This is a genomic window from Enterococcus sp. DIV1758 (genome assembly GCF_051711985.1).
Classification (GTDB): domain Bacteria; phylum Bacillota; class Bacilli; order Lactobacillales; family Enterococcaceae; genus Enterococcus; species Enterococcus faecalis.
This window is the reverse complement of sequence record NZ_JBIOOA010000001.1, coordinates 1,422,325-1,444,923: the sequence shown is the minus strand read 5'-3', so window position 1 is coordinate 1,444,923 and position 22,599 is coordinate 1,422,325. Positions and strand designations below refer to the sequence as shown.

General features: G+C 37.7%; 20 protein-coding genes, 2 pseudogenes and 1 riboswitch. Of the genes and pseudogenes, 20 read left to right on the top strand and 2 right to left on the bottom strand.

What is annotated here, in order from left to right; translation table 11 throughout:
* Positions 1 to 3 precede the first annotated feature (3 nt).
* The 5 genes and pseudogenes from IGJ52_RS07095 to IGJ52_RS07075 all read left to right on the top strand — a co-directional run bounded on the left by IGJ52_RS07095 (position 4) and on the right by IGJ52_RS07075 (position 4,522).
* Positions 4 to 996 (top strand): thiamine pyrophosphate-dependent dehydrogenase E1 component subunit alpha, encoded by a 993-nt coding sequence (locus IGJ52_RS07095; RefSeq protein WP_025189206.1) that lies wholly within the window; start codon positions 4 to 6, stop codon positions 994 to 996.
* Positions 997 to 1,017: 21 nt separating this feature from the next.
* A complete protein-coding gene (locus IGJ52_RS07090; RefSeq protein ID WP_002357475.1) occupies positions 1,018 to 2,004 on the top strand; it encodes an alpha-ketoacid dehydrogenase subunit beta in 987 nt (328 codons plus the stop codon).
* Between the two features lie 23 nt (positions 2,005 to 2,027).
* Positions 2,028 to 2,198, top strand: a pseudogene (locus tag IGJ52_RS07085) (biotin/lipoyl-containing protein); the annotation flags it as partial.
* 195 nt (positions 2,199 to 2,393) lie between these two features.
* Positions 2,394 to 3,326: pseudogene (locus IGJ52_RS07080) on the top strand (dihydrolipoamide acetyltransferase family protein); the annotation flags it as partial.
* A 143-nt stretch (positions 3,327 to 3,469) separates the two neighbouring features.
* The gene (locus IGJ52_RS07075; protein WP_002384478.1) at positions 3,470 to 4,522 is read left to right on the top strand and encodes a PTS sugar transporter subunit IIC; all 1,053 of its coding nucleotides are present in this window, start codon (positions 3,470 to 3,472) and stop codon (positions 4,520 to 4,522) included.
* 8 nt (positions 4,523 to 4,530) lie between these two features.
* On the opposite strand, the gene IGJ52_RS07070 is transcribed toward IGJ52_RS07075, so the two are convergent.
* A complete protein-coding gene (locus IGJ52_RS07070; RefSeq protein WP_002357478.1) occupies positions 4,531 to 5,421 on the bottom strand; it encodes a LysR family transcriptional regulator in 891 nt (296 codons plus the stop codon).
* A gap of 176 nt (positions 5,422 to 5,597) precedes the next feature.
* Here IGJ52_RS07070 and IGJ52_RS07065 point away from each other — a divergent pair, with 176 nt between their 5' ends.
* From IGJ52_RS07065 to IGJ52_RS07010, 12 genes are all read left to right on the top strand, one after another.
* Positions 5,598 to 6,539: a 2-dehydropantoate 2-reductase gene (locus tag IGJ52_RS07065; RefSeq protein WP_002357479.1), complete on the top strand. Its 942-nt coding sequence runs from the start codon at positions 5,598 to 5,600 to the stop codon at positions 6,537 to 6,539.
* A 276-nt stretch (positions 6,540 to 6,815) separates the two neighbouring features.
* A complete protein-coding gene (gene ylqF, locus IGJ52_RS07060; protein ID WP_002357480.1) occupies positions 6,816 to 7,667 on the top strand; it encodes a ribosome biogenesis GTPase YlqF in 852 nt (283 codons plus the stop codon).
* 1 nt (position 7,668) lies between these two features.
* On the top strand, positions 7,669 to 8,436 hold the full coding sequence (locus IGJ52_RS07055) for a ribonuclease HII (protein ID WP_438791990.1): 768 nt from the start codon (positions 7,669 to 7,671) through the stop codon (positions 8,434 to 8,436).
* 60 nt (positions 8,437 to 8,496) lie between these two features.
* On the top strand, positions 8,497 to 9,360 hold the full coding sequence (gene dprA, locus IGJ52_RS07050; RefSeq protein ID WP_002393384.1) for a DNA-processing protein DprA: 864 nt from the start codon (positions 8,497 to 8,499) through the stop codon (positions 9,358 to 9,360).
* A gap of 90 nt (positions 9,361 to 9,450) precedes the next feature.
* Positions 9,451 to 10,104, top strand: a complete 654-nt coding sequence (locus tag IGJ52_RS07045; RefSeq protein WP_438791989.1) for a CPBP family intramembrane glutamic endopeptidase — start codon at positions 9,451 to 9,453, stop codon at positions 10,102 to 10,104.
* Positions 10,105 to 10,288: 184 nt separating this feature from the next.
* A complete protein-coding gene (gene topA, locus IGJ52_RS07040) occupies positions 10,289 to 12,367 on the top strand; it encodes a type I DNA topoisomerase (RefSeq protein WP_002357484.1) in 2,079 nt (692 codons plus the stop codon).
* Between the two features lie 107 nt (positions 12,368 to 12,474).
* Entirely contained in the window at positions 12,475 to 13,782 is a 1,308-nt protein-coding gene (trmFO, locus tag IGJ52_RS07035; protein WP_002357486.1) for an FADH(2)-oxidizing methylenetetrahydrofolate--tRNA-(uracil(54)-C(5))-methyltransferase TrmFO, read from the top strand.
* A gap of 211 nt (positions 13,783 to 13,993) precedes the next feature.
* Positions 13,994 to 14,893 carry a tyrosine recombinase XerC gene (xerC, locus tag IGJ52_RS07030; protein ID WP_002398307.1) on the top strand — a complete coding sequence of 300 codons (900 nt, stop codon included), beginning with the start codon at positions 13,994 to 13,996 and terminating at the stop codon, positions 14,891 to 14,893.
* 28 nt (positions 14,894 to 14,921) lie between these two features.
* A complete protein-coding gene (hslV, locus tag IGJ52_RS07025) occupies positions 14,922 to 15,470 on the top strand; it encodes an HslVU peptidase proteolytic subunit (RefSeq protein ID WP_002357489.1) in 549 nt (182 codons plus the stop codon).
* A gap of 14 nt (positions 15,471 to 15,484) precedes the next feature.
* Entirely contained in the window at positions 15,485 to 16,888 is a 1,404-nt protein-coding gene (gene hslU / locus IGJ52_RS07020; RefSeq protein WP_002366731.1) for an ATP-dependent protease ATPase subunit HslU, read from the top strand.
* Between the two features lie 20 nt (positions 16,889 to 16,908).
* Complete coding sequence (gene codY, locus IGJ52_RS07015) at positions 16,909 to 17,691, top strand: GTP-sensing pleiotropic transcriptional regulator CodY (protein ID WP_002408465.1); 783 nt, start codon at positions 16,909 to 16,911, stop codon at positions 17,689 to 17,691.
* Positions 17,692 to 17,724: 33 nt separating this feature from the next.
* Entirely contained in the window at positions 17,725 to 18,600 is an 876-nt protein-coding gene (locus IGJ52_RS07010) for an aldose 1-epimerase family protein (protein ID WP_002408466.1), read from the top strand.
* Positions 18,601 to 18,641: 41 nt separating this feature from the next.
* Here IGJ52_RS07010 and plsY read toward each other — a convergent pair whose 3' ends face one another.
* On the bottom strand, positions 18,642 to 19,271 hold the full coding sequence (gene plsY, locus IGJ52_RS07005) for a glycerol-3-phosphate 1-O-acyltransferase PlsY (RefSeq protein WP_002360243.1): 630 nt from the start codon (positions 19,269 to 19,271) through the stop codon (positions 18,642 to 18,644).
* A gap of 205 nt (positions 19,272 to 19,476) precedes the next feature.
* A riboswitch (cobalamin riboswitch) is annotated at positions 19,477 to 19,636 on the top strand.
* Between the two features lie 118 nt (positions 19,637 to 19,754).
* Between plsY and IGJ52_RS07000 the strand changes: the two genes are divergently transcribed.
* The 3 genes from IGJ52_RS07000 to IGJ52_RS06990 are packed head-to-tail and all read left to right on the top strand — an operon-like array spanning position 19,755 to position 22,547.
* The gene (locus IGJ52_RS07000) at positions 19,755 to 20,783 is read left to right on the top strand and encodes an ABC transporter substrate-binding protein (protein WP_438792184.1); all 1,029 of its coding nucleotides are present in this window, start codon (positions 19,755 to 19,757) and stop codon (positions 20,781 to 20,783) included.
* A complete protein-coding gene (locus IGJ52_RS06995) occupies positions 20,776 to 21,783 on the top strand; it encodes a FecCD family ABC transporter permease (RefSeq protein WP_002381878.1) in 1,008 nt (335 codons plus the stop codon). The genes IGJ52_RS07000 and IGJ52_RS06995 overlap by 8 nt, the downstream gene beginning before the upstream one ends.
* Positions 21,780 to 22,547, top strand: coding sequence for an ABC transporter ATP-binding protein (locus IGJ52_RS06990; protein WP_002365688.1), 768 nt, complete (start codon positions 21,780 to 21,782; stop codon positions 22,545 to 22,547). Before IGJ52_RS06995 ends, IGJ52_RS06990 begins: the two co-directional genes overlap by 4 nt.
* The last annotated feature ends 52 nt before the right edge of the window (positions 22,548 to 22,599 follow it).

The following is a 22,599-nucleotide window of genomic DNA, read 5'->3' as shown; positions in this document are numbered from 1 at the left end:
TTGATGAAAATGAAAGCGCTTAAAAAATCAGGTTTATCAAAAGAAGAATTGATTCAGGCATATCGTGAAGTACTAAGAGGACGTCGTTTAGACGAACGGTTGTGGCAATTAACAAGGATTGGTAAGACCTCTTTCAATATTTCTGGTCAAGGGGCAGAAGTTGCACAAGTAGCGATGGCGATGGCTTTTGATCCTCAAAAAGATTATTTTTTACCGTATTATCGTGATATGACCGCGTGCTTGGTTTGGGGCATGACCTCCAAAGATATTTTAATGGGTTCTTTTGGAAAAGAGGCGGATCCTTCTTCCCATGGTCGTCAAATGCCGAATCATTATGGTTCAAAAGAGCATAATATTGTTTCCTTCTCTTCAACAGTAAGTACACAAATGCCATTAGCAACAGGTGTTGGTTATGCAGCGCAACTTCAAAAAGCTGATTTTGTTGCATTGACCACCACTGGGGAAGGCTCTGCCAATCAAGGAGAAGTCCAAGAAGCTATGAACTTTGCAGGCGTAAAAAAATTACCAGTCATTTTTGTGGTTGAAAATAATGAATATGCGATTTCTGTCCCAATCGAAGAACAGTATGCCAATAAACGAATGGCCGATCGCGCGAAAGCTTATGGCTTTGAAGGTGTAACCGTTGATGGTAGTGATTTTACTGAAGTCTATCTAGCATTTAAAGAAGCAGTAAAAGCGGCTCGCGGGAAAAAAGGACCAAAATTGATTGAATTAATGGTTTCTCGCTTGACTTCTCATTCCGCTGACGATGATCAATCTGTTTATCGTTCAAAAGAAGAACTTGAAGAAATGAAAAAGAACGATGCAGTGAAGCTTTTTGAAAAACAATTATTAGAAGAGGGCTATTTAACAGACGAAGACATTGCCAAAATTGATGAAGAAATTCGTGCAGAAATCAATCAAGCAACGGATGAAGCAGAAGCAATGCCAGATCCTGTACCGACATCAATTTTAGAAGAAGTGTATGCAAAATAAGAGAAGAGGAGAAGAAATATAATGGCTGAGATGACTTATTTAGAAGCAATTAACTTAGGAATTTCTGAAGAAATGGCTCGTGATGAAAAAGTAGTTATTTTTGGGGAAGATGTCGGCGGCGACAAAGGCGGCGTGTTCGGTGTAACAAAGGGCTTGGCTGCTAAATACGGTGACGAGCGTTGTTTTAATACACCGTTAACAGAAGGCTTAATTGGTGGTTTAGCTGTCGGCTTAGGTTTAATGGGCTATCGCGCAATTGGTGAATTTCAATTTGCGGATTACATTTTGCCTGCAACCAATCAATTGTTATCAGAGGCTCGGACAATGCGCTATAGAACAAAAGGCGATTGGACTGCGCCAATCGTTTATCGGACCCCTTATGGCGGCGGTGTTCGTGGTGGGCTGTATCATTCTCAGTCTACAGAAAAAGTTTTTTGTGGACAACCAGGATTAAGAGTGGTGACCCCCTCTAATCCTTATGATGCAAAAGGGATGATTAAAGCAGCAATTCGTTCCGATGATCCAGTCATTTTTTACGAACATAAGCGTTTATATCGTTTACTAAAAGATGAAGTGCCTGCAGATGATTATATCGTACCAATTGACAAAGCCAATGTCGTTAGAACGGGTAGTGATTTAACCGTGATTAGTTACGGCATGACCTTGCAATTAGCTTTAGCTGCGGCGGAAAAACTAGCCGCTGAAGGTATTGATGCCGAAATCGTCGATGTTCGCTCATTATATCCTTTAGATCGCGAAACATTAGTGGCTGCAGCTAAGAAAACGGGGAAGGTTTTACTCGTAACAGAAGACAATAAAGAAGGCAGTGTGATGAGTGAAATTGCAGCAATGATTTCAGAAGATGCTCTCTTTGATTTAGATGCACCGATTCAACGACTTGCAGGACCTGATTGTCCAAGCATGCCTTATGCATTACCTTTAGAAAGAGAATTTTTAATCAATGAAGAGCAAGTATTAGCAGCAATGAAAGAATTAGCAGAATTTTAATTGAAGCAAGGAGGAAAAAATAAATGGCCACAAAAGAAATCAAAATGCCTCATCTAGGCGAAAGTGTCACAGAGGCAGCCATTGTTCAATGGTTAGTTAAACCAGGGGATTCGGTGAAACGCTATGATCCTTTAATGGAAGTCGTTTCTGATAAAGTCACCACGGAAGTCCCATCAGATTTTGATGGTGTAGTAAAAGAATTTCTGATTTCTCTAGATACAGATGTGCCCATCGGAACAGCGGTGATGACGTTAGAGACAGAAGAAACAACAGAAGAAACAGAAGTAGCTACTTTAGCACCAGTGAAAGAAGCAAGTGCGGAACAAGCACATGAACATGAAACGGCTGAAACAACAAGCACTGCGACGTCCCATCAAAAAAATAATGGTCGTTATTCCCCAGCAGTCCTTAAAATTGCCCAAGAAAAAAAGATTGATTTAACACAAGTTACAGGGACAGGTCGTGATGGTCGAATTACTAGAAAAGATGTCACAAACTTTACACCAACACAGGCAAGAACACCTGAGAAAACAGTGAGTCCAGGAACTAGCCCTTCAATTTCAGAGGAGCCAGTTGCTTCGCAAAATGAAAGCGCCGCAACAGCTAGTCCAACTGAAACAACCACAGATAAAATTGTCTCTGCAGATCCTGTACGTAAAGCGATTGCTAAAAAAATGGTACAAAGTGTCAACGAAATCCCTCATGCTTGGTTAATGGTGGAAGCGGATGTGACCAACTTAGTCCAACTTAGAAATTCATTAAAAGATGAATTTAAACAACAAGAGGGACTGTCTCTAAGCTTCTTCCCATTTTTTGCCAAAGCAGTCATTCAAGCGTTAAAGAAAAATCCAAAAATCAATACATCTTGGGATGATGGCTCAATTATTTATCATAAAGATGTTAATTTATCCATAGCTGTAACGACAGACGAGCATCTTTACGTGCCAGTGATTCAACAAGCGGATAACTATTCGATTGCAGGGCTAGCTAAAGAAATCAATCGTTTGGCACAAGAAGTCCGACAAGGAACGCTGGCAAGCAAAGAAATGCAAGGAGGGACCTTTACCCTTAATAATACTGGGACACTAGGTTCCGTCCAATCGATGGGAATTATTAACCATCCACAAGCTGCGATATTACAAGTAGAGTCAATTAATAAACGCCTTGTGCCAACCGCAGATGGAGGCTTTAAAGTGGCAGATATGGTTAACTTATGTCTTTCTATTGATCATCGAATTTTAGATGGACAACAAGCAGGTAAGTTCTTGCGAGATGTTAAAGATAATTTAGCGAAATATAATGCGGATACGGATGTATATTAAAAATCGTTCCTTACTTTAGTTAAATAAAAAGCACCTCAAAGAAATAAACGCTCTTCTTTGAGGCCGCTCTTTATCTAACAGAAAGTTCAATCATTCTCAAACTTATTCTAAAAAAACAAAAATAATCAATAGGAGTGTTGAAAATGCCCACTGATAAACTGGATGCTCAATTAACCCCAAGAATATTTTTTAACAAAGTGTTAGCTGGAACAGCTTCCGGCACCATTATCGCCTTAATTCCCAATGCTGTATTAGGAGCCATTTTAAAATATTTTGCAGAATACAAGATTATCGAAATGATTATTCATGCGGCGCAAATTTTCCAACTAGCCACCCCTTTAATTATTGGTGGACTGATTGCTTTTCAATTTGGCTTAACGCCACAGAAAATGATGATTGCTGGCGGTGCAGCATTTGCTGGCTCTGGCGTGATTAAATTTAATTCAGAAGTGAAAGGCTTTATTGGTGCAGGCACTGGTGACATCATTAATATTATGATTACGGCTTCTGTTGCAGTCTTACTTTTATTAGTCATCGATAAAAAATTCGGTTCAGTGGAAATCATTGCTTTACCGATCGTTGTTGGAGTAGGTGCAGGTTTGTTTGGCATGTTGATTTATCCATATGTGACACAAATTACGGTCGCCATTGGTAAAGTGATTAACAATTTTACTGATTTCCAGCCAATTATCATGAGTATTTTAATTGCTTGTTCATTTGCTGCACTGATTATTTCACCAATCACTACTGTGGCAATCGGTTTGGCGATTCAGTTGAATGGCTTGTCTGCAGGTGCTGCTGCAATGGGAATTGCAGCCACAACTGTTGTTCTTGTGATTAATTCTTGGAATGTCAACCAATCGGGAGTGACACTGGCTGTCTCTTTGGGCGGCATGAAAATGATGATGCCTAACTTATTTAAATACCCAATTATTTTAATTCCTTGTTTATTTACAGCGACTATTTCAGCAATTCCTGTGGTTCTATTCAACATTTCAGGAACCCCACAATCGGCTGGATTTGGCTTGGTTGGACTCGTGGGACCACTTGCTTCATTGGATGCGGGCTTAGGGATTTTACCCTTACTCTTTTCTTGGTTTGTTGTTCCAATTGTCGCGGGTTTATTCTCAAAATTCTTATTTGAAAAAGTGTTGAAACTTTATGATAGTAAAGTCGTCTTTGCTTATCAAGGCTAGATTATCCATTAATTTTCTTTAATGATTTGGATAAAATCTCTAACATCTTCTGTCATACTAAAATCGCGGCGCAAAGCAATGCCGATGGGGAAATAGTCAAACTTATCTTTTAAAGGAATCCATTTCAGTCCCTGACTTTTTCCCACTTCATAATATTCAATCGGCAGCAAACAAATCGAATTATTTTTTTGTAAACTATAAAGAAGTACTTGTAAATCATCGTTATGCAAAATGATATTCGGCTCATAACCGAAGCTCCGAGTCCGATCTAATAGTAGGCGACCAATCATAAAATTATCACTTAACGATGAAAATCGTTGATCTTTCAAATCTTTAAAAGTTAATTTTTCATATTGGGAGAGAGGATTTGATTCTGGTACCACGACATAAACATGGTAGCCTTTGGTAGTCGTTTCTAAAGGTTCAATATGAATAATTTCAGGTAAGGTATTTGGAAAAGAAATTAGTCCCATATCAATTTCTTTATTTGCTAACATCGTTTGTAATTTTGGCGAGCCATCTTGCTGTAATATTAAATTCACATGTGGATGGGTTGTTAAAAATCGTGAAATTTCTTTCATAAATTGTACAGCAAATAAAGTAGTTAAGCCTAAACGTAATTGCTTTTTGACTGGTTTCTGGTTCATTTCACGAATATCTGTTACCAATTGATCGAATTGAAAAACAACTTCTTGGCCATGTTCATATAAATAAACACCAGTATCGGTTAATTGAAACGGTTGATCAGAATGATCAAACAACGCTGTGCCTAACTCAGATTCCATTTTTTTCAATGCTAAAGAAAGTGTTGGTTGGGTGACAAATAAATTGCGAGCGGCCGCCGATAAACTGCGGGTATTAACAATTTCAATGAAGTACTTTAAAAGCTGAATATTCATCAGAAACTCCCTTTCTTTTTAAAAGCGCTTACACAAATGTGCTTGGATAAAAAATAACAAATAGATCACTTATAATATAACATATGTTTTGCCTTTTTATTGCTATAAAAGTAAGAGATAGAGATTTTCTTAGCAGATTTTTACCTAAAAATAAAAAATTGAACGGAGGAAAAGAAATGAAGATTATTATCGCAGGTGCTGGCGCTATGGGCAGTCGTTTTGGACTAATGTTACATCAAGCAGGAAATGACGTTATTTTTGTTGATGGTTGGCCAGAACATATTGAAGCAATAAGAAAAAACGGGTTAGTTGCTGATTTTAATGGCGAAGTGGTGACCGCTAAAATTCCTATCTATCCTCAGACAGAAGTAGCAAGCATCGATTTTACAGCAGACTTAGTTATCCTATTTACAAAAGCAATGCAACTGGAAGGAATGCTTGAAGCATTAGAACATTTCCTTAATAAAAATACGAAAGTTTTATGCTTGTTAAATGGAATTGGGCACGAAGATATTATCAAAAAATACGTGCCTTACGAAAATATTTTATTAGGAAACACAATGTGGACCGCTGGGTTAGAAGGACCGGGCAAAGTAAAATTATTTGGTAATGGTTCGATTGATTTACAAAATTTAGGGGCGCAAAGTGAACAAGCAGCAGAAGCAGTCATTAAGGTATTAAATAACGCTGGCTTAAATGCACGTTATTCTGAGAATATTTTATCATCCATTTATAAGAAGGCCTGTGTGAATGGAACAATGAATGGTTTATGTACTTTGTTGGATTGTAATATGGCAGACTTTGGCGAAACAGAGCAAGCAGATCAAATTGTTCAACAAATAGTTAATGAATTTTTAGCAGTCGCTGAAGTGGAACAAGTTACGTTAGATAAACAAGCAGTTCTTCAACAAATCCGCTCGTGTTATAATCGAGAAACAATTGGTTTGCACCATCCATCGATGTATCAGGACTTAATAACCAATCATCGTTTAACCGAAATTGATTATATCAATGGAGCAATTGTTCGCAAAGGGAAAGCTTATGGGATTGCTACACCGTACTGTCAGTTTTTAACAGAGTTAATTCATTGTAAAGAAAATTTACTTCATGCTAAATAACAAGTAAAAACAGAAATACTCTTGAGTCGGTCTTGAGAAGAGCTTGACCTACTTCTTTCTATACTTTGCCAGTGTATAAGTCTGAGACAAAATCCAAAGTGAGTTTGTTTCAGCTTTTTTGTTTTTTAAAGAACACTGCAGAAAATAAATCAAATCCGTGAAAAATATGTTAAACTAGAGAAGGTGTTTTTTTCGCAAGAATCTACGCGGGACACAGGACTCGTTGAAGAATTGAATCAAAGAAACAATGTGTTAAAGAAGGGATTTGAACAGATTATGACCATTCAATGGTTTCCCGGCCATATGGCCAAAGCAAGAAGAGAAGTTTCTGAAAAAATCAAATATGTCGATATTGTATTTGAACTAGTTGATGCGCGGTTACCGCTTTCTTCTCGTAACCCAATGATGGACCAAATTGTCCAACAAAAACCACGATTAGTCCTTTTAAATAAAGGGGACTTAGCAGATAATGACCAAAATAAAAAATGGCAACATTACTTTCAAAAGAAAGGGTACCAAACCCTAGTTATCAATGCCCAACAAAATAAAGGAATCAATAAAATTGTGCCAGCAGCCAAGGAAGCGTTAAAAGAAAAATTGGCTCGTGAACAGGCGAAAGGTTTGAAACCGCGTGCGATTCGCGCAATGTGTATTGGGATCCCCAATGTTGGTAAGTCAACCTTAATGAACCGTTTAGTCGGAAAAAAAATTGCGCAAACTGGGAACAAGCCAGGCGTGACAAAAGGACAACAATGGTTACGCTCTGGTTCCCAATTGGAATTACTGGATACACCAGGGATTCTCTGGCCAAAATTTGAAGATGAAGAAATTGGGAAAAAATTAGCTTTAACTGGCGCTATAAAAGATCAATTATTGCATCTAGATGATTTGGCGATTTATGGATTAGAATTTTTTGCACGTTTTTATCCGCAACGTTTGACGGAACGATATGGTTTAACAGAGGAAGAGCTATTTTTACCTGCCCCAGAACAGTTGATGTTAATTAGCCAAAAACGTGGTTTTAGAGATGATTATAATCGAGCCAGCGAAATGATTATTTTAGAAATTCGCAGTGGAAAATTAGGTACGTATACTTTGGACCGCTGGGAAGAACTAGGAGACGAATAACATGGCAAAAGAGTCGATTCAGGCAATCAAAGAAGCGTTGTTAACTGTCACTGATGCAACCGATGAACGATTAGCAAGCTGGCGAGAAGATGAACGTTCAGGAGTGCAACAAGCGATCAAACAATGGGAACGTCGCCAGTTAGCCAAAGAAAAAGAATGGCAACTTTTTAAAGAAATGAGTCAATTTGAGGAAGCGGCCTATAAAAAAGGCCATCGTTTAATTGCGGGAATTGATGAAGTAGGCCGCGGACCATTAGCTGGTCCTGTTGTGACAGCTGCAGTTATTTTACCGAAAGATTGTCAATTATTAGGCTTAAATGATTCAAAAAAACTATCTGCTAAAAAACGGGAAACGTTATATAACCAGATTCAAGAACAGGCTGTCGCTATCGGGTTAGGTATCGCTGATCAAGGAGTCATTGATCAAATTAATATTTATCAAGCAACTAGACAAGCGATGAAAATGGCAATTGACGATTTAGCTTTTACACCAGATTATTTATTAATTGATGCAATGCAGTTAGACGTTCCCCAACCACAAGAAAGTTTGATTAAAGGGGATGCACGCTCCATTTCAATTGCAGCAGCCAGTATTATTGCAAAAGTAACAAGAGATCGATTAATGGAAGAATATGATGAATTATATCCTGGATATGGATTTAAAAACAATGCAGGTTATGGAACAAAAGAACATCTTCTCGGGTTAGAAAAATACGGTGTAACACCCATTCATCGACGTACGTTTGCGCCAATAAAAGATATGATTTAAAAATAAAACACTTTTTTTACGTATTCTTATTTTAAGAAGATGTGAAAGAGGTGTTTTTTGTTGGAAATTTTACAACGACAATTATTATTCAAATTAGCGGTATGCCAAGGAATTGGCAATTTAGGTATCTTAAAAGTGTTACAAGAAGCTATCGCACAAAAGCGTGTTGATTTTTCCAGTACAGAAATTATTAGAATTGCTGAAATCAAGAAATATCGTGAATTATTTGAACAATCTTGGTTACACCATACGATTCATAGTGAAGCGTTATATATACGACAATGCCAACACCAATTTATGACAATTTTAGATGCCGTCTATCCTAAATTATTACGAGAAATTTATAATCCACCAGCAATTCTTTTTTATAGAGGAAATTTACAATTGTTAAGCAGAAGGAAAATTGGCATCGTCGGCGCTCGCTATGCCACTTCGTATGGGTTAAGAGTGACTGAAGCTCTGGTTCCTAAAATAGTCAAAGAAGGGTTCACAATTGTCAGCGGTCTTGCCAAAGGTATCGATAGTCGTAGCCATGAGATGGCCATCCAGAGCGGGGGTCAGACAATTGGAATTTTAGGCACTGGATTAGATGTATATTATCCGTATGAAAAGAAAGAATTACAGCAAACTATGAAGCAGAATCAGCTTGTTTTAACAGAATATGTGAATGGAAGTGGGCCGAAAAAATATCATTTTCCTGCACGTAATCGCATTATTGCTGGATTATCTTTAGGGGTCTGCGTGATGGAAGCTCGTAAGAATAGTGGCTCTTTAATTACTGCACAAGCGGCGATGGATTACGGGCGCGAGGTATTTGCCGTACCGGGAAGTATTTTCCAGTCTTTTTCAACAGGCTGCCATGAATTGATTCAGGACGGCGCTAAATGTGTTCAGACAATTGATGATATTTGTGAAGAATTGTGACTTTTACTAATTGTGAATTGACAACCTACGTTCACTTCGGTACTATTTAATCAGATTTTAATCTTTTGGTTGGCAGTTAGGAGTGTCTAAATGGAAACGGTTGTTAGGAAAAGATGGTTGTTTGGTATGCAGCTACTGGGCTTTTTGGTTTTGGATCAAATTCCTTTGATGATGGTCTCAGTTGTTCAAGTTTCTACAGAAAACTTTTGGTTTCGCTTTGTTAGTGGATTAGTGGCTGTTGGACTTGGTGCCTATTTCGTCTATCTATTTGTTGTTTTTTTGAAAAAGAAAAAGCTCATAACTTGGACTTTTTTAGGAATCAAAGAAACCTTGCCAGTGGTCTTGTTAGGTTTGGTGATAATCGTTTGTGTGGGAATACTTGGTGATTTCTTATTACGTCTGGAAGGACTAGAGACGACCTCTAACCAACAAAGTGTTGAAGAAATTGTCCAAGCCATTCCTAAAGGGCTTATACTTATTTTTGCAGGTGTGATTGGGCCAATTTTCGAAGAGGGAATTTTTCGTGTCGGGATTCAAGCGTTTTTCAAGCCAGCTTCAAAAATAGGCATACTCGTTTCTTCTATTTTATTTGCACTTGTGCACACGCCCACAGATATAGGTAGTTTTATTATTTATTGGGGCATGGGTTTAGCGTTAAGTTGGGTCTATCTACGCACGGGTCGCTTTGAAGCTGCTGTCTTGACTCATTTTATTTGGAATGTTTTGGGTATTTTAATGCTTTAGGATAAAATCTATAAATCATAGGCATTTTTTATTTATAAATTCGGACAGTCAAACAGAAATGACAGAAATGTTAGAAAGCCTAGTCTTGACAAACCTATTCTATATAGCATATGATGTATTACGATTTGTGCGTTTTTTACATATATTATATAGTAGGAAAGCGAACACGAAAGGAGCTAATTGAATGGCCTATAAGTATCTCGTGATTGTAGAATCACCTGCCAAAGCCAAAACAATTGAAAAATATCTAGGAAGAAACTACAAGGTGGTTGCCAGTGTTGGTCACATTCGCGATTTACCAAAAAGTAAAATGGGGATTGATATTGAAAATAATTATGAACCTCATTATATTTCGATTCGCGGAAAAGGCGATGTCATCAAAAGTTTAAAAGCGGCTGCAAAAAAAGCTGAAAAAGTCTATCTCGCAGCCGATCCGGACCGAGAAGGTGAAGCAATTGCTTGGCATTTAGCTTATCTTCTTGGCCTTGATTTAAAAGATAAAAACCGTGTGGTATTCAATGAGATCACTAAAGAAGCAGTAAAAGCGGCATTTAAAGAACCTAGAACCATCAACGTTGATTTAGTTGATGCACAACAAGCACGGCGCATTTTAGACCGTTTAGTTGGATACTCGATTAGTCCTATTTTATGGCGTAAAGTCAAAAAAGGTTTGAGTGCTGGTCGTGTGCAATCTGTTGCTTTAAAAATGATTATTGATCGAGAAAATGAAATTCGAGAATTTAAACCTGAAGAATATTGGAGCATTGATGGGAATTTCCAAAAAGGTCGCAAGAAATTCAAAGCAAATTTCTGGGGCGTAGATGGTAAAAAGAAAAAATTACCAAATGCAGAAGCGGTGAAAGAAATCACTTCTCGGATTGACGGTAAAGATTACGATGTTACAAAAGTTGAGAAAAAAGAACGGAAACGTAATCCTGCGTTACCTTTTACAACCAGTAGTTTACAACAAGAAGCGGCACGTAAATTAAATTTCCGTACCCGTAAAACCATGATGGTTGCGCAACAATTGTATGAGGGAATTGCTTTAGGGAAACAAGGCACTGTGGGGCTGATTACCTACATGCGTACAGACTCAACCAGAATTGCCGATTCCGCCAAAGCAGAAGCTGCTGAATTCATTGAAAAGACCTACGGAGATGAGTTCTCAGCACATGGCGGCCGCAAAGCAAAAAATACGCAAGGTGCACAAGATGCCCATGAAGCGGTTCGTCCGTCAAGCGTTTTAAGAACACCCGATGAAATGAAGAAGTATTTAGATAAAGATCAATTAAAATTATATACTCTTATTTGGTCGCGCTTTGTAGCTAGTCAAATGACACCAGCGATTTTAGATACCATGAAGGTCACGCTTCAACAAAACGGCGTAACGTTTATTGCCAATGGCTCTAAAGTGAAATTTAAAGGGTTTATGCAAGTATATGTTGAAGGACGCGATGATGGTAAAGAAGACAAGGAAAATATTTTACCTGAATTAGTGGAAGGTGACGTTGTTAAATCGGTCGATATCGAACCGAAACAACACTTTACTCAACCACCGGCTCGTTTTAGTGAAGCCACGTTAATCCGGACTTTAGAAGAAAATGGTGTGGGCCGACCATCAACATATGCGCCAACATTAGAAACCATTCAACGGCGTTATTACGTGAAGCTAACGAATAAACGGTTTGAACCAACGGAATTAGGTGAAATTGTGAATTCCCTAGTTTCAGAGTTTTTCCCACAAATTGTCGATACACATTTTACAGCGACAATGGAAACGGACTTAGATAAAGTCGGTGAAGGTCAAGAAAAATGGGTTGAAGTTGTCGATCGTTTCTACAAGCCCTTCGAAAAAGAATTAACAAATGCCGAAGAAAAGATTGAAAAAATCCAAATTAAAGATGAACCAGCAGGTTTTGACTGCGAACTATGTGGACATCCAATGGTGATTAAGCTGGGTCGCTACGGGAAATTTTATGCATGTAGTAATTTCCCAGATTGTCGGAATACAAAAGCGATTGTCAAAGAAATTGGCGTGACTTGTCCTGTGTGTCACGAAGGACAAGTTATTGAACGGAAATCAAAGAAAAATCGGATTTTCTATGGCTGTAGTCGGTACCCAGAGTGTGACTTCACTTCTTGGGACAAACCAGTTGGCCGACCATGTCCAAAATGTGGGCAATATTTAGTAGAGAAAAAAGTTAAAGGCGGCAAACAAGTCGTTTGTATCAATGGCGATTATGAAGAAAACGTCCAAAAATAAGAAAAATTGAGACCGAAGAATTTACTTCGGTCTTCTCTTTTAGTAAAATGAATTGAGTTTGTAAGAGACAGCTCTTAACTTCTTGACATAGAAAGGAATTTTTATACATGACAAAAAAAGTCACAATTATTGGTGCCGGTTTAGCCGGAAGTGAAGCGGCATGGCAAGTGGCCAATGCTGGCGTACCAGTTGATTTATATGAAATGCGCCCTGTCAAAAAGACACCAGCGCATCAAACAGAAAATTTTGCAGAGTTAGTTTGTTCTAATTCATTACGTGGAAATAGTTTAACCAATGCGGTAGGTGTTTTGAAAGAAGAAATGCGCCGTTTAAATTCAATCATTATTGGTAGTGCAGATCAAACCGCTGTACCAGCTGGCGGCGCCTTAGCAGTTGACCGTGATTCTTTTTCTGAAACAATCACTGAAAAAATTAAAAGTCATCCATTAATTACAATCAAAAATGAAGAGATCACCGATATTCCAGAAGGGATTGTAATTATTGCAACGGGTCCCTTAACTTCTGAAAGCTTATCACAAAAAATTCAAGAATTTAATGGTTCTGAAGGCTTTTATTTTTACGATGCAGCAGCACCAATTATTGATAAATCAACAATTGACATGGATAAAGTTTATTTAAAATCTCGTTATAACAAGGGCGAAGCGGCTTACTTAAACTGTCCGATGACTGAAGAAGAATTCAATGCTTTTCATGAAGCACTAGTCAATGCAGAAGTGGTTCCTTTACGCACGTTTGAAAAAGAGAAGTTTTTCGAAGGCTGTATGCCTATCGAAGTAATGGCGCAACGTGGCATTAAAACCATGTTGTTTGGCCCGATGAAACCTGTCGGACTAGAAGACCCTAAAACAGGTAAACGCCCTTATGCTGTAATTCAATTACGTCAAGACAATGCTGCAGCTTCTTTATACAATATTGTTGGTTTCCAAACGCATTTAAAATGGGGCGAACAAAAACGAGTATTCCGTATGATTCCGGGATTAGAAAATGCTGAATTTGTTCGCTATGGCGTCATGCATCGTAATAGTTTTATGAATTCTCCAGAGTTGCTAAAACCAACCTACCAATCAAAAAAACGTGACGATCTGTTTTTTGCTGGACAAATGACTGGTGTTGAAGGATATGTTGAAAGCGCGGCAAGTGGTTTACTTGCAGGTATTAACGCAGCTCGTCTTGCCAAAGGGGAAGAGCCGATTGAATTCCCTCGCGAAACGACTTTAGGAAGTATGGCTTATTATATTACACATGCAGAAGGCAAACATTTCCAACCAATGAATGCAAACTTTGGGCTTTTCCCAGAGTTACCTGAACGAATTCGTGACAAAAAAGAACGCTATGAAGCAATTGCTAATCGGGCCTTAGATGTCCAAGCTCAAGTTATCCAATCTTTAGACTAAATTAGAAAAAATATGAGAAAAGACTGAGCATCATTGCTAAGAAATGCGATGATACTCAGTCTTTTAATTTTTAGAAAAAAATAACAAAAGCTAAAGAATAGTTAAAATTGTGAACATATTTAGAAATATTGATTAAATTCTGACAACTTAATTGTCTTTTGAAAAAGGTTATGCTAAAGTTACTTTGTAATCGAATGAGGAGGGCTATCACATGGAAGAAAAGAATTGGCCTGAGTTATTTGCTCGTTATCTTATTGTCGAAAGAGGCTATTCAGAAAAAACAAAAAAAGCATATCAAGAAGATATACAACATTTTTTTTCGTTTTTAAAGACTTCAGGTAGTGACAATTATTTGACTGTGGAACATTTGGATGTTCGGGCTTATTTGAGCGAATTATACGATCAGGAATATAGCCGCAATTCGATTAGTCGAAAAATTGCCAGTCTGCGTTCTTTTTATCAATTCTTATTAAAAAATGAAGCAATCCAAGAAAATCCTTTTTCCTATGTTCATATGAAAAAGAAACAGTTACGGTTGCCCCGTTTTTTTTATGAAAAAGAAATGGATGCATTATTTGAGAGCGCACAAGGTGAGCAACCTCTTGATTTGAGAAATCAAGCGTTGCTAGAAGTTCTGTATGGGACTGGCATTCGGGTCAGTGAATGTGCGAACTTAACGGTGGACGCAGTTGACTTTCAAGCTTCTGTTTTATTGGTTCACGGAAAAGGAAATAAAGACCGCTATGTGCCTTTTGGTTCATTTGCACAAGACGCCTTAAAGGATTACTTAGAGAATGGCCGCGCGCTATTAATGACAAAATATCAAAAAAAACATCCGTATGTCTTTGTTAATCATCATGGTGAACAAATCACGCCAACAGGGATTGAATATGTCTTAAACCAACTAATTAAAAAAAGTTCATTAAATGCGGAAATTCATCCCCACATGTTACGCCATACATTTGCGACACATTTATTAAATAATGGCGCCGATATGCGGACAGTTCAAGAATTATTAGGACATGCTAATTTATCAACAACTCAGATATATGCGCATGTGACAAAAGAAAGTTTACAAAAAAATTATCGAACGTTTCATCCTCGTGCATAATGGAGGGAAACGTCTAGGAGGAACAATAATGGTTGAATCACAATTTCACTCTACAACAATTTGTGCAGTCGAAAAAGATGGAAAATTTGCAATGGCTGGTGACGGCCAAGTAACAATGGGCGAATCTGTCGTTATGAAAGGTACAGCCAAAAAAGTGCGCCGTATTTACAATGATGAAGTCGTTGTCGGTTTTGCAGGAAGTGTGGCAGATGCCTTTACATTAGAAGAAAAGTTTGAAGGAAAATTAAATGAATACAACGGAAACTTAACGAGAGCTGCGGTTGAGTTAGCCCAAGAGTGGCGGACACAACAGTCTATGCAAAAATTAGAGGCTATGCTGATTGTGATGAATAAGGAAGAAATGCTCTTAGTTTCAGGAACTGGGGAAGTCATCACACCAGACGATGGTATTTTAGCAATTGGTTCTGGCGGTAATTTTGCTTTGTCCGCTGCAAGAGCCATGAAAAACTTTGGCGATAAAGAAATGCCAGCGAAAGAGATTGCTAAAAATGCCTTAAATATTGCTGCAGATATCTGTGTATTTACGAATCATAATATCATTGTAGAAGAATTATAAGCGAGGGAAAATCCATGAATGAATTAAACAAAACACCAAAAGAAATAGTCAAAGAACTAGATCAATATATTGTTGGACAGCAAGCTGCCAAAAAATCAGTGGCGGTAGCTTTACGTAACCGCTATCGTCGCTTGCAATTAGAAGAAAATATGCAACAAGATATTACGCCTAAAAACTTACTAATGATTGGACCAACAGGTGTTGGTAAAACTGAGATTGCTCGTCGTCTCGCAAAAATTGTCAATGCGCCTTTTGTAAAAGTTGAAGCAACCAAATTTACAGAAGTCGGCTATGTTGGTCGGGATGTCGAATCAATGGTTCGAGATTTAGTAGAAAATGCGATCCAAATTGTTGAAAAACAACAATACAGTCGCGTGTATGCGCAAGCGTTGAAAAAAGCCAATCAACGTTTAGTCAAAGTATTAGTGCCTGGAATTAAAAAAGAACAAAAGCAGGCTGGTGGTAATCAATTTGAACAAATGATGAACATGTTTAACATGGCTCAGCAACAGCAAGAAGCACAAGAAGAAGTAACGGAAGATATTCGAGCGAATCGCCGAACAATTTTGGAACAGCTGGAAAAAGGTCTATTAGATAATCGTGAAGTAACAATTGAAATTGAAGAACCGAAGAAAACGATGCCAGCTATGAATAATGGCCTAGAACAAATGGGCATCGACTTAAATGAAACGTTAGGCGCTCTGTCACCAAAGAAAAAAATCGAACGTACTGTAACGGTGAAAGAAGCACAAGAATTATTAGTGAAAGAAGAATCAGCAAAAATTGTCAATGACGCTGATATTCATAGTGAAGCGATTCGTTTAGCTGAATCAAGCGGAATTATTTTTATCGATGAGATTGATAAAATCACCTCTAAAAGCCAACAGAATTCGGGCGAAGTCTCTCGTGAAGGAGTACAAAGAGACATTTTGCCAATTGTTGAAGGCTCCCAAGTTAACACGAAGTATGGTCCTTTACAAACGGATCACATTTTATTTATCGCTTCAGGTGCTTTCCACTTGTCAAAACCAAGTGACTTGATTCCAGAATTACAAGGTCGCTTCCCAATTCGAGTTGAATTAGATGATTTAACGGCTGATGACTTCGTAAGTATCTTAACCGAGCCAAACAATGCTTTAATTAAACAATATGTAGCATTAATTGGCACAGAAAATGTTTCAGTTATCTTTACAAAAGAAGCAATTGAACGGTTAGCACACATCGCTTATGATGTAAACCGTGATACAGATAATATTGGGGCGCGTCGTTTACACACAATTTTAGAGCGTTTATTAGAAGATTTATTATATGAAGCACCAGATATGCAAATGGGTGAAATTACGATTACCGAAGCATATGTCAATGAAAAATTGAATGACATTGTTCAAAATGAAGATTTAAGTCGTTACATCTTATAAAAAAGGCTGGAGGAGAAAAGATGGCTACATTATTAGAAAAAACACGTCAAGTGAACGAGCTTTTGCAAAAAAACAATCTGTTTGACGTACAAGCAGAACTTCCGTACAACAAAATGGCAATGATTTTAGGGGATATTTTAGAAAGTAATGCGTATATTATTAGCAGTTCAGGGGATTTGTTGGGGTATACTGAAAAATTAGATGTTAATAATACCCGTATCAAAAATATGTTTAAAGAGAAAAAATTTCCTCAAGGATACACCGAGGCCGTGGATATGCTCAAAGTAACCGAAGCCAATATTCCAATAGATAGTGATTTAACTGCATTTCCTTTTGAATCACGAGAGCTATATCCGTTTGGTTTAACCACTATTGTACCTTTGTACGGTGCTGGCAAACGCTTGGGTACGATTATTTTAGCGCGTGTTGAAAAATCCTTTAACGAGGATGATTTAGTGTTAGCTGAATATAGTGCGACCGTTGTCGGCATGCAAATTTTGTATCATCAATCCAGAACAATTGAAGCAGAAGTTCGCAGTGCGACTGCCGTGCAAATGGCCATCAACACTCTTTCCTATAGTGAATTAAAAGCCGTCCACGCCATTTTTGAAGCCTTAGATGGCGAAGAAGGTCGTTTAACTGCTTCAAGTATTGCAGATGAAATAGGCATTACTCGTTCCGTAATTGTGAATGCCTTAAGAAAATTAGAATCAGCTGGCATTATTGAATCACGTTCTCTTGGTATGAAAGGGACTTATTTAAAAGTGTTAAATCAACAATTTATTAAAGAGTTGGAAAAATAAGCAATTGCTCGTATCAACTAGGAGGACAACGCAATGACTGTACAAATTGAAAATGAATTTCTAATCGCAACATTTGCTGAAGAAGGAGCAGAATTAGTAAGTTTACAATCAAAAGAAACCGGCATTGAATATATTTGGCAAGGAAATCCTGAATTTTGGGCCCGCCATGCGCCCGTACTTTTTCCGATTGTCGGTCGTCTAAAAGAAGATACGTATATGTACCAAAATCAAGCGTATCATTTAACTCAACATGGTTTTGCTCGTGATCAAGTATTTGATGTGATCGAAAAAGGCGCAGAAGAAGTTTCTTTTTCACTAAAATCAACAAAAGAAACCAAGAAAAAGTATCCTTTTGATTTTGAACTAGTGATTACTTATACATTAGAACATCAAGAATTGACTGTAAACTACCAAGTAGAAAACACAGGGAAAGAAGAGATGTATTTTGGGATTGGTGGTCATCCAGCCTTTAATGTACCTTTAGAATCTTCACTAACGTTTGAAGATTATTATCTAAGTTTTTCACCTAAAAAATCACGGACACAAATTCCCTTAGCAGGCCCATTTATTGATTTAGCGAATAAAACGCTAGCCCAAACGAATACCAGCTTTGACTTAACGCATCAATTATTTGAAAATGATGCAATGATTTTTGAAACAAAAGGTCAAACAGCAATTACGATTGCCACAGACGAAAGTGACCATCAAGTCACTTTGAGTTATCCAGAAATGCCTTTTGTAGGGATTTGGTCACCGACACCGAAAGAAGCGCCTTTTGTCTGTATCGAACCTTGGTGCGGGATTGCTGATGCTGTCGACGCAACTGGCCAACTTGCTGAAAAATTTGGCATCAATAAGTTACCAGCTAACGAACTATTTAAAACACAGTATATGATTAGTGTAAAATAAAGAAAAAGGCTGTGAACATTATTTGTTCACAGCCTTTTTCTTTATTTTTTTGCACGTAAGCCAAAAGAGAGGCGACTTTCTGTTCCATTTTTAATTCGCTGAATGTTTTCACGATGACGGACAAAGATAAAAGTAGTCAAAGCAATCGCAATCACGGTTAATAACCAGTTAAATGTTGGTAAAATAGCTGGGACAGTGAAAGGCAAAATAATAGTAGAAAGTGTAATTAGTACAGCGCTAATCATACTTGTTAAACTCACCATACTGGTTAGATACAGACAAATCACAAAAATAAGAGCAGAATAAATAAAAAATGTGGGGCTGTATGCTAATAACATGCCAGCGCTAGTGGCTACGGCTTTACCACCTTTGAAATTAGCAAAAATAGGGAAGGTATGCCCTAAAACAGCTGCTACCCCAAAGAAAAGCGGGTTCACGCCTTGTAAACCAAACAAATAGGGTAATGAAGTGGCTAACGTTCCTTTCAAGATATCCATTAATAATACCGTAATTCCGGCAGGTTTCCCTAAGACACGAAATGTATTGGTTGTTCCTGTATTCCCACTCCCAAATTGGCGTATATCTTTTTTAAAGAAAAGTTTGCCAATCCAAACACCTGAGGGAATCGAACCTAATAAATAGGCAACAAGTAACAAAATGACGATTTTCATCAAGTTAACCTCTTTCTTATTCAAACTAGGATTTATTTTATCATGAATAGAAAAACGGAACAACGTCTAATAACTAAAACAAGAAAAGTTTTTCTTTTGCTTGAGGAAGCGTTGACAAATGGTTGATAACCGTTATAATAAATGTGTGTCATTAGACAAAGACGTCTAATCACTGGTTTGAAAATTAGTTATCAACGAAGATACAATATATATGTACTTATGAAGTGTCAGGGAAAGAGGTGCGAATCCTCTACAGACCTACCTACTGTATGGTGGATGAAACCAATAAGACCACAGATTATTCTGGAAGGATTGGGAGTAAGAAGAAGCTAAGTCAGGATACCGGCTTGATAAGTCTAATCATTCTTTTGTAGGAAAAAGAAGGGGCTTTGAAGATAACTGGCTGAGTATATCATTAGCATAGTTAAGTGACTGCTTTTTTTCTATTGGAGAAAAAAGTGGTTTTTTTGTATTGTTTTGACGTTGAGACAAAGGAGGTTCATTTCAGAAAATTTTCCCCAAAATAAAATAGACGAATGCGAGGATGAAAAAATGAAAAAATTTACTTTAACAATGATGACTTTAGGTTTAGTAGCAACACTTGGATTAGCAGGGTGTGGTAAACAGGAAAAGAAAGCAACTACCTCTTCTGAAAAAACAGAAGTAACGTTACCAACCAAAGACCGTAGCGGCAAAGAAATTACTTTACCCAAAGAAGCAACCAAAATTATTTCTCTAGTGCCATCAACAACAGAAGTGATTGAAGACTTAGGTAAAACCGATCAATTAATCGCAGTTGATACTCAAAGTAGCACAATGATGACTGATTTAAAAAAATTACCACAAATGGATATGATGGCTGTCGATGCCGAAAAATTGATTGCCTTGAAACCACAAATTGTTTATGTGAATGACATCAATTTAGCTAGCTCAGAAAGTGTTTGGAAACAAGTGGAAGATGCTGGAATTACAGTCGTTAATATCCCCACTAGTACAAGTATCAAAGCAATCAAAGAAGACGTCCAATTCATCGCGGATAGCTTATCTGAACATGAAAAAGGACAAAAGTTAATCAAAACAATGGATCAAGAAATCGACGAAGTAGCCAAAATTGGTAAAACCATTAAAAAACCAAAAACTGTTTTGTTTGAAGTGGCTGCCTTACCAGACATTTATAGTTTTGGTAATGGGACATTTTTAAATGAAATGATTGAAACAATTGGGGCAAAAAATGTTTTGGCAAATGAAAAAGGCTGGTTACCAGTGACAGAAGAAGCGGCCATTGCTGCAAAACCAGAAATCATTTTAACCAATGTTAACTATATGAAAGATCCCGCCAAAGAAATTTTAGCTCGTAAAAACTGGGAAAGCGTTCCAGCAGTTCAAAACAAAGAAGTTTTCGAAATTGATAATATGTCTAGCTCTTTACCAAATAACCACATTACCAAAGCATTAAAACAAATGGCAAAAGCTGTTTATCCAGAGGAATATAAGGATTTAAAAGATGAGTAAAAAAACGTGTCTCATACTGATGCTCTTGATCAGTATGAGCATGCTCTTTTTGGGTATTAAAATTGGAAGTGTTCAGATTTCGTTTACGGATTTGCTTCAAATTTTAGTGAAAAAGACGGTTTCAGAAGACGGGATTTTAGAGGGAATCATCTGGAATGTTCGGTTACCGCGTGTCGTGATGGCCTATCTCGTGGGCGCAGGCTTAGCAGTAAGTGGCACGGTGATGCAATCGCTCTTAGGTAATCCTTTAGCTTCTTCGTATACTTTGGGCGTATCAGCGGGAGCATCCTTAGGCGCTGCGTTAATCATGGTAACTGGAGTAACTGCTTCGATCTTAGGGGCATTTTTATTGCCTTTAACTGGTTTTATCTTTGGCTTAGCAACGGTCTTTTTAGTTTTGTTATTTACGCAAACAATGGATAGTCAAATGTCCAATCAAACAGTTGTTTTAGTGGGGATGATTATGACCTTGTTTGTCGGTGCTATTTTGACGTTGATTACAGCACTTTTCCAAGATTATTTGAAACAATTAGTCTTTTGGCAAATGGGTAGTTTTTCTGGCAGTAATTGGCAAAAAATTGCTATTTATTGTCCAATCTTGCTTGTCAGTAGTCTGTTTCTTTGGTTTGATGCCAACGCATTGGATGTTCTTGGCTTAGGAGAAGAACATGCGATGTTAGCGGGAGTAGAAGTCAAAACAGCAAAACTACGCATTATTCTTTTGGCTAGTTTACTAGCAGGAAGTGCGGTTTCATTTGTCGGTGTGATTGGTTTTGTTGATTTAATAGCACCACATATTGTCCGTCGCTATCTAGGGGCGACTCATCGCTGGCTGATTCCCGGTTCAGCAATCTTAGGTGGGACCATCATGGTAATAGGGGACACAATTGCTCGCACGATTTTATCACCAAGAGAAATTCCCATCGGGGCCGTAACAGCCTTGATTGGAGCGCCATTCTTCTTGTATATTTACTTTAAAAAAAGGGGCGTTGCTGCATGATTGAATTAAAAGAAACAGCTGTAACGCTCCAACAAACCCCTATTTTAAAAGATATTTCCCTCGTTTTTCCGACAGGTAGTAAAACTTGTATTTTAGGTCCAAATGGTTGCGGTAAAACGACACTTTTAAAAACGATTGCCGGACTTGTCCCTTATAGTGGTTCTGTTTTAATTGATGGTCAAGAAGTTCATGGACAAAAGCGGAAGGAATTGGCAACGAAAGTAGCGATGATGAGTCAATTCACGACAGTTGCTTTTGATTATACGGTTTACGAAACAGTTTTGATGGGGGCGTATCGACAACAAGCACAACGTTTTTTACCTATTGTTTCTAAACAAGAAAAAGAACGAGTCCTTTATTATTTAGAACGCACGGGTTTATTGCCTTTAAAAGATAAAGTTGTCAATCAGCTTTCAGGAGGACAACAACAACGAGTATTTTTGGCTAAATTATTTGTACAAGATCCAGAAATTATTTTATTGGATGAACCCAATAATCATTTGGATATTCGGTATCAACAAGAATTGATTCAGCAGTTAAATGAGTGGAGTGCGCAAGAAGGGAAAACGTTAATCGGGGTGTTTCATGATATCCGTTTAGCGTTAACGCTGAGTGAAAAAATTGTGTTTATGAAGCAAGGGAAAGTGGCCGCGCAAGGTGATTTTCAAACGTTGGCTTCAAAAGAATTTTTACAAACGATTTTTGAAACAGATATTGTTTCCTATTTTCAGAAACAACATAAAGTTTGGGAAACTATCCAATAACTTTGACAAGTTTTTTGGAAACAGGTAAGATAAAGGCAAAGAATCAGAAACA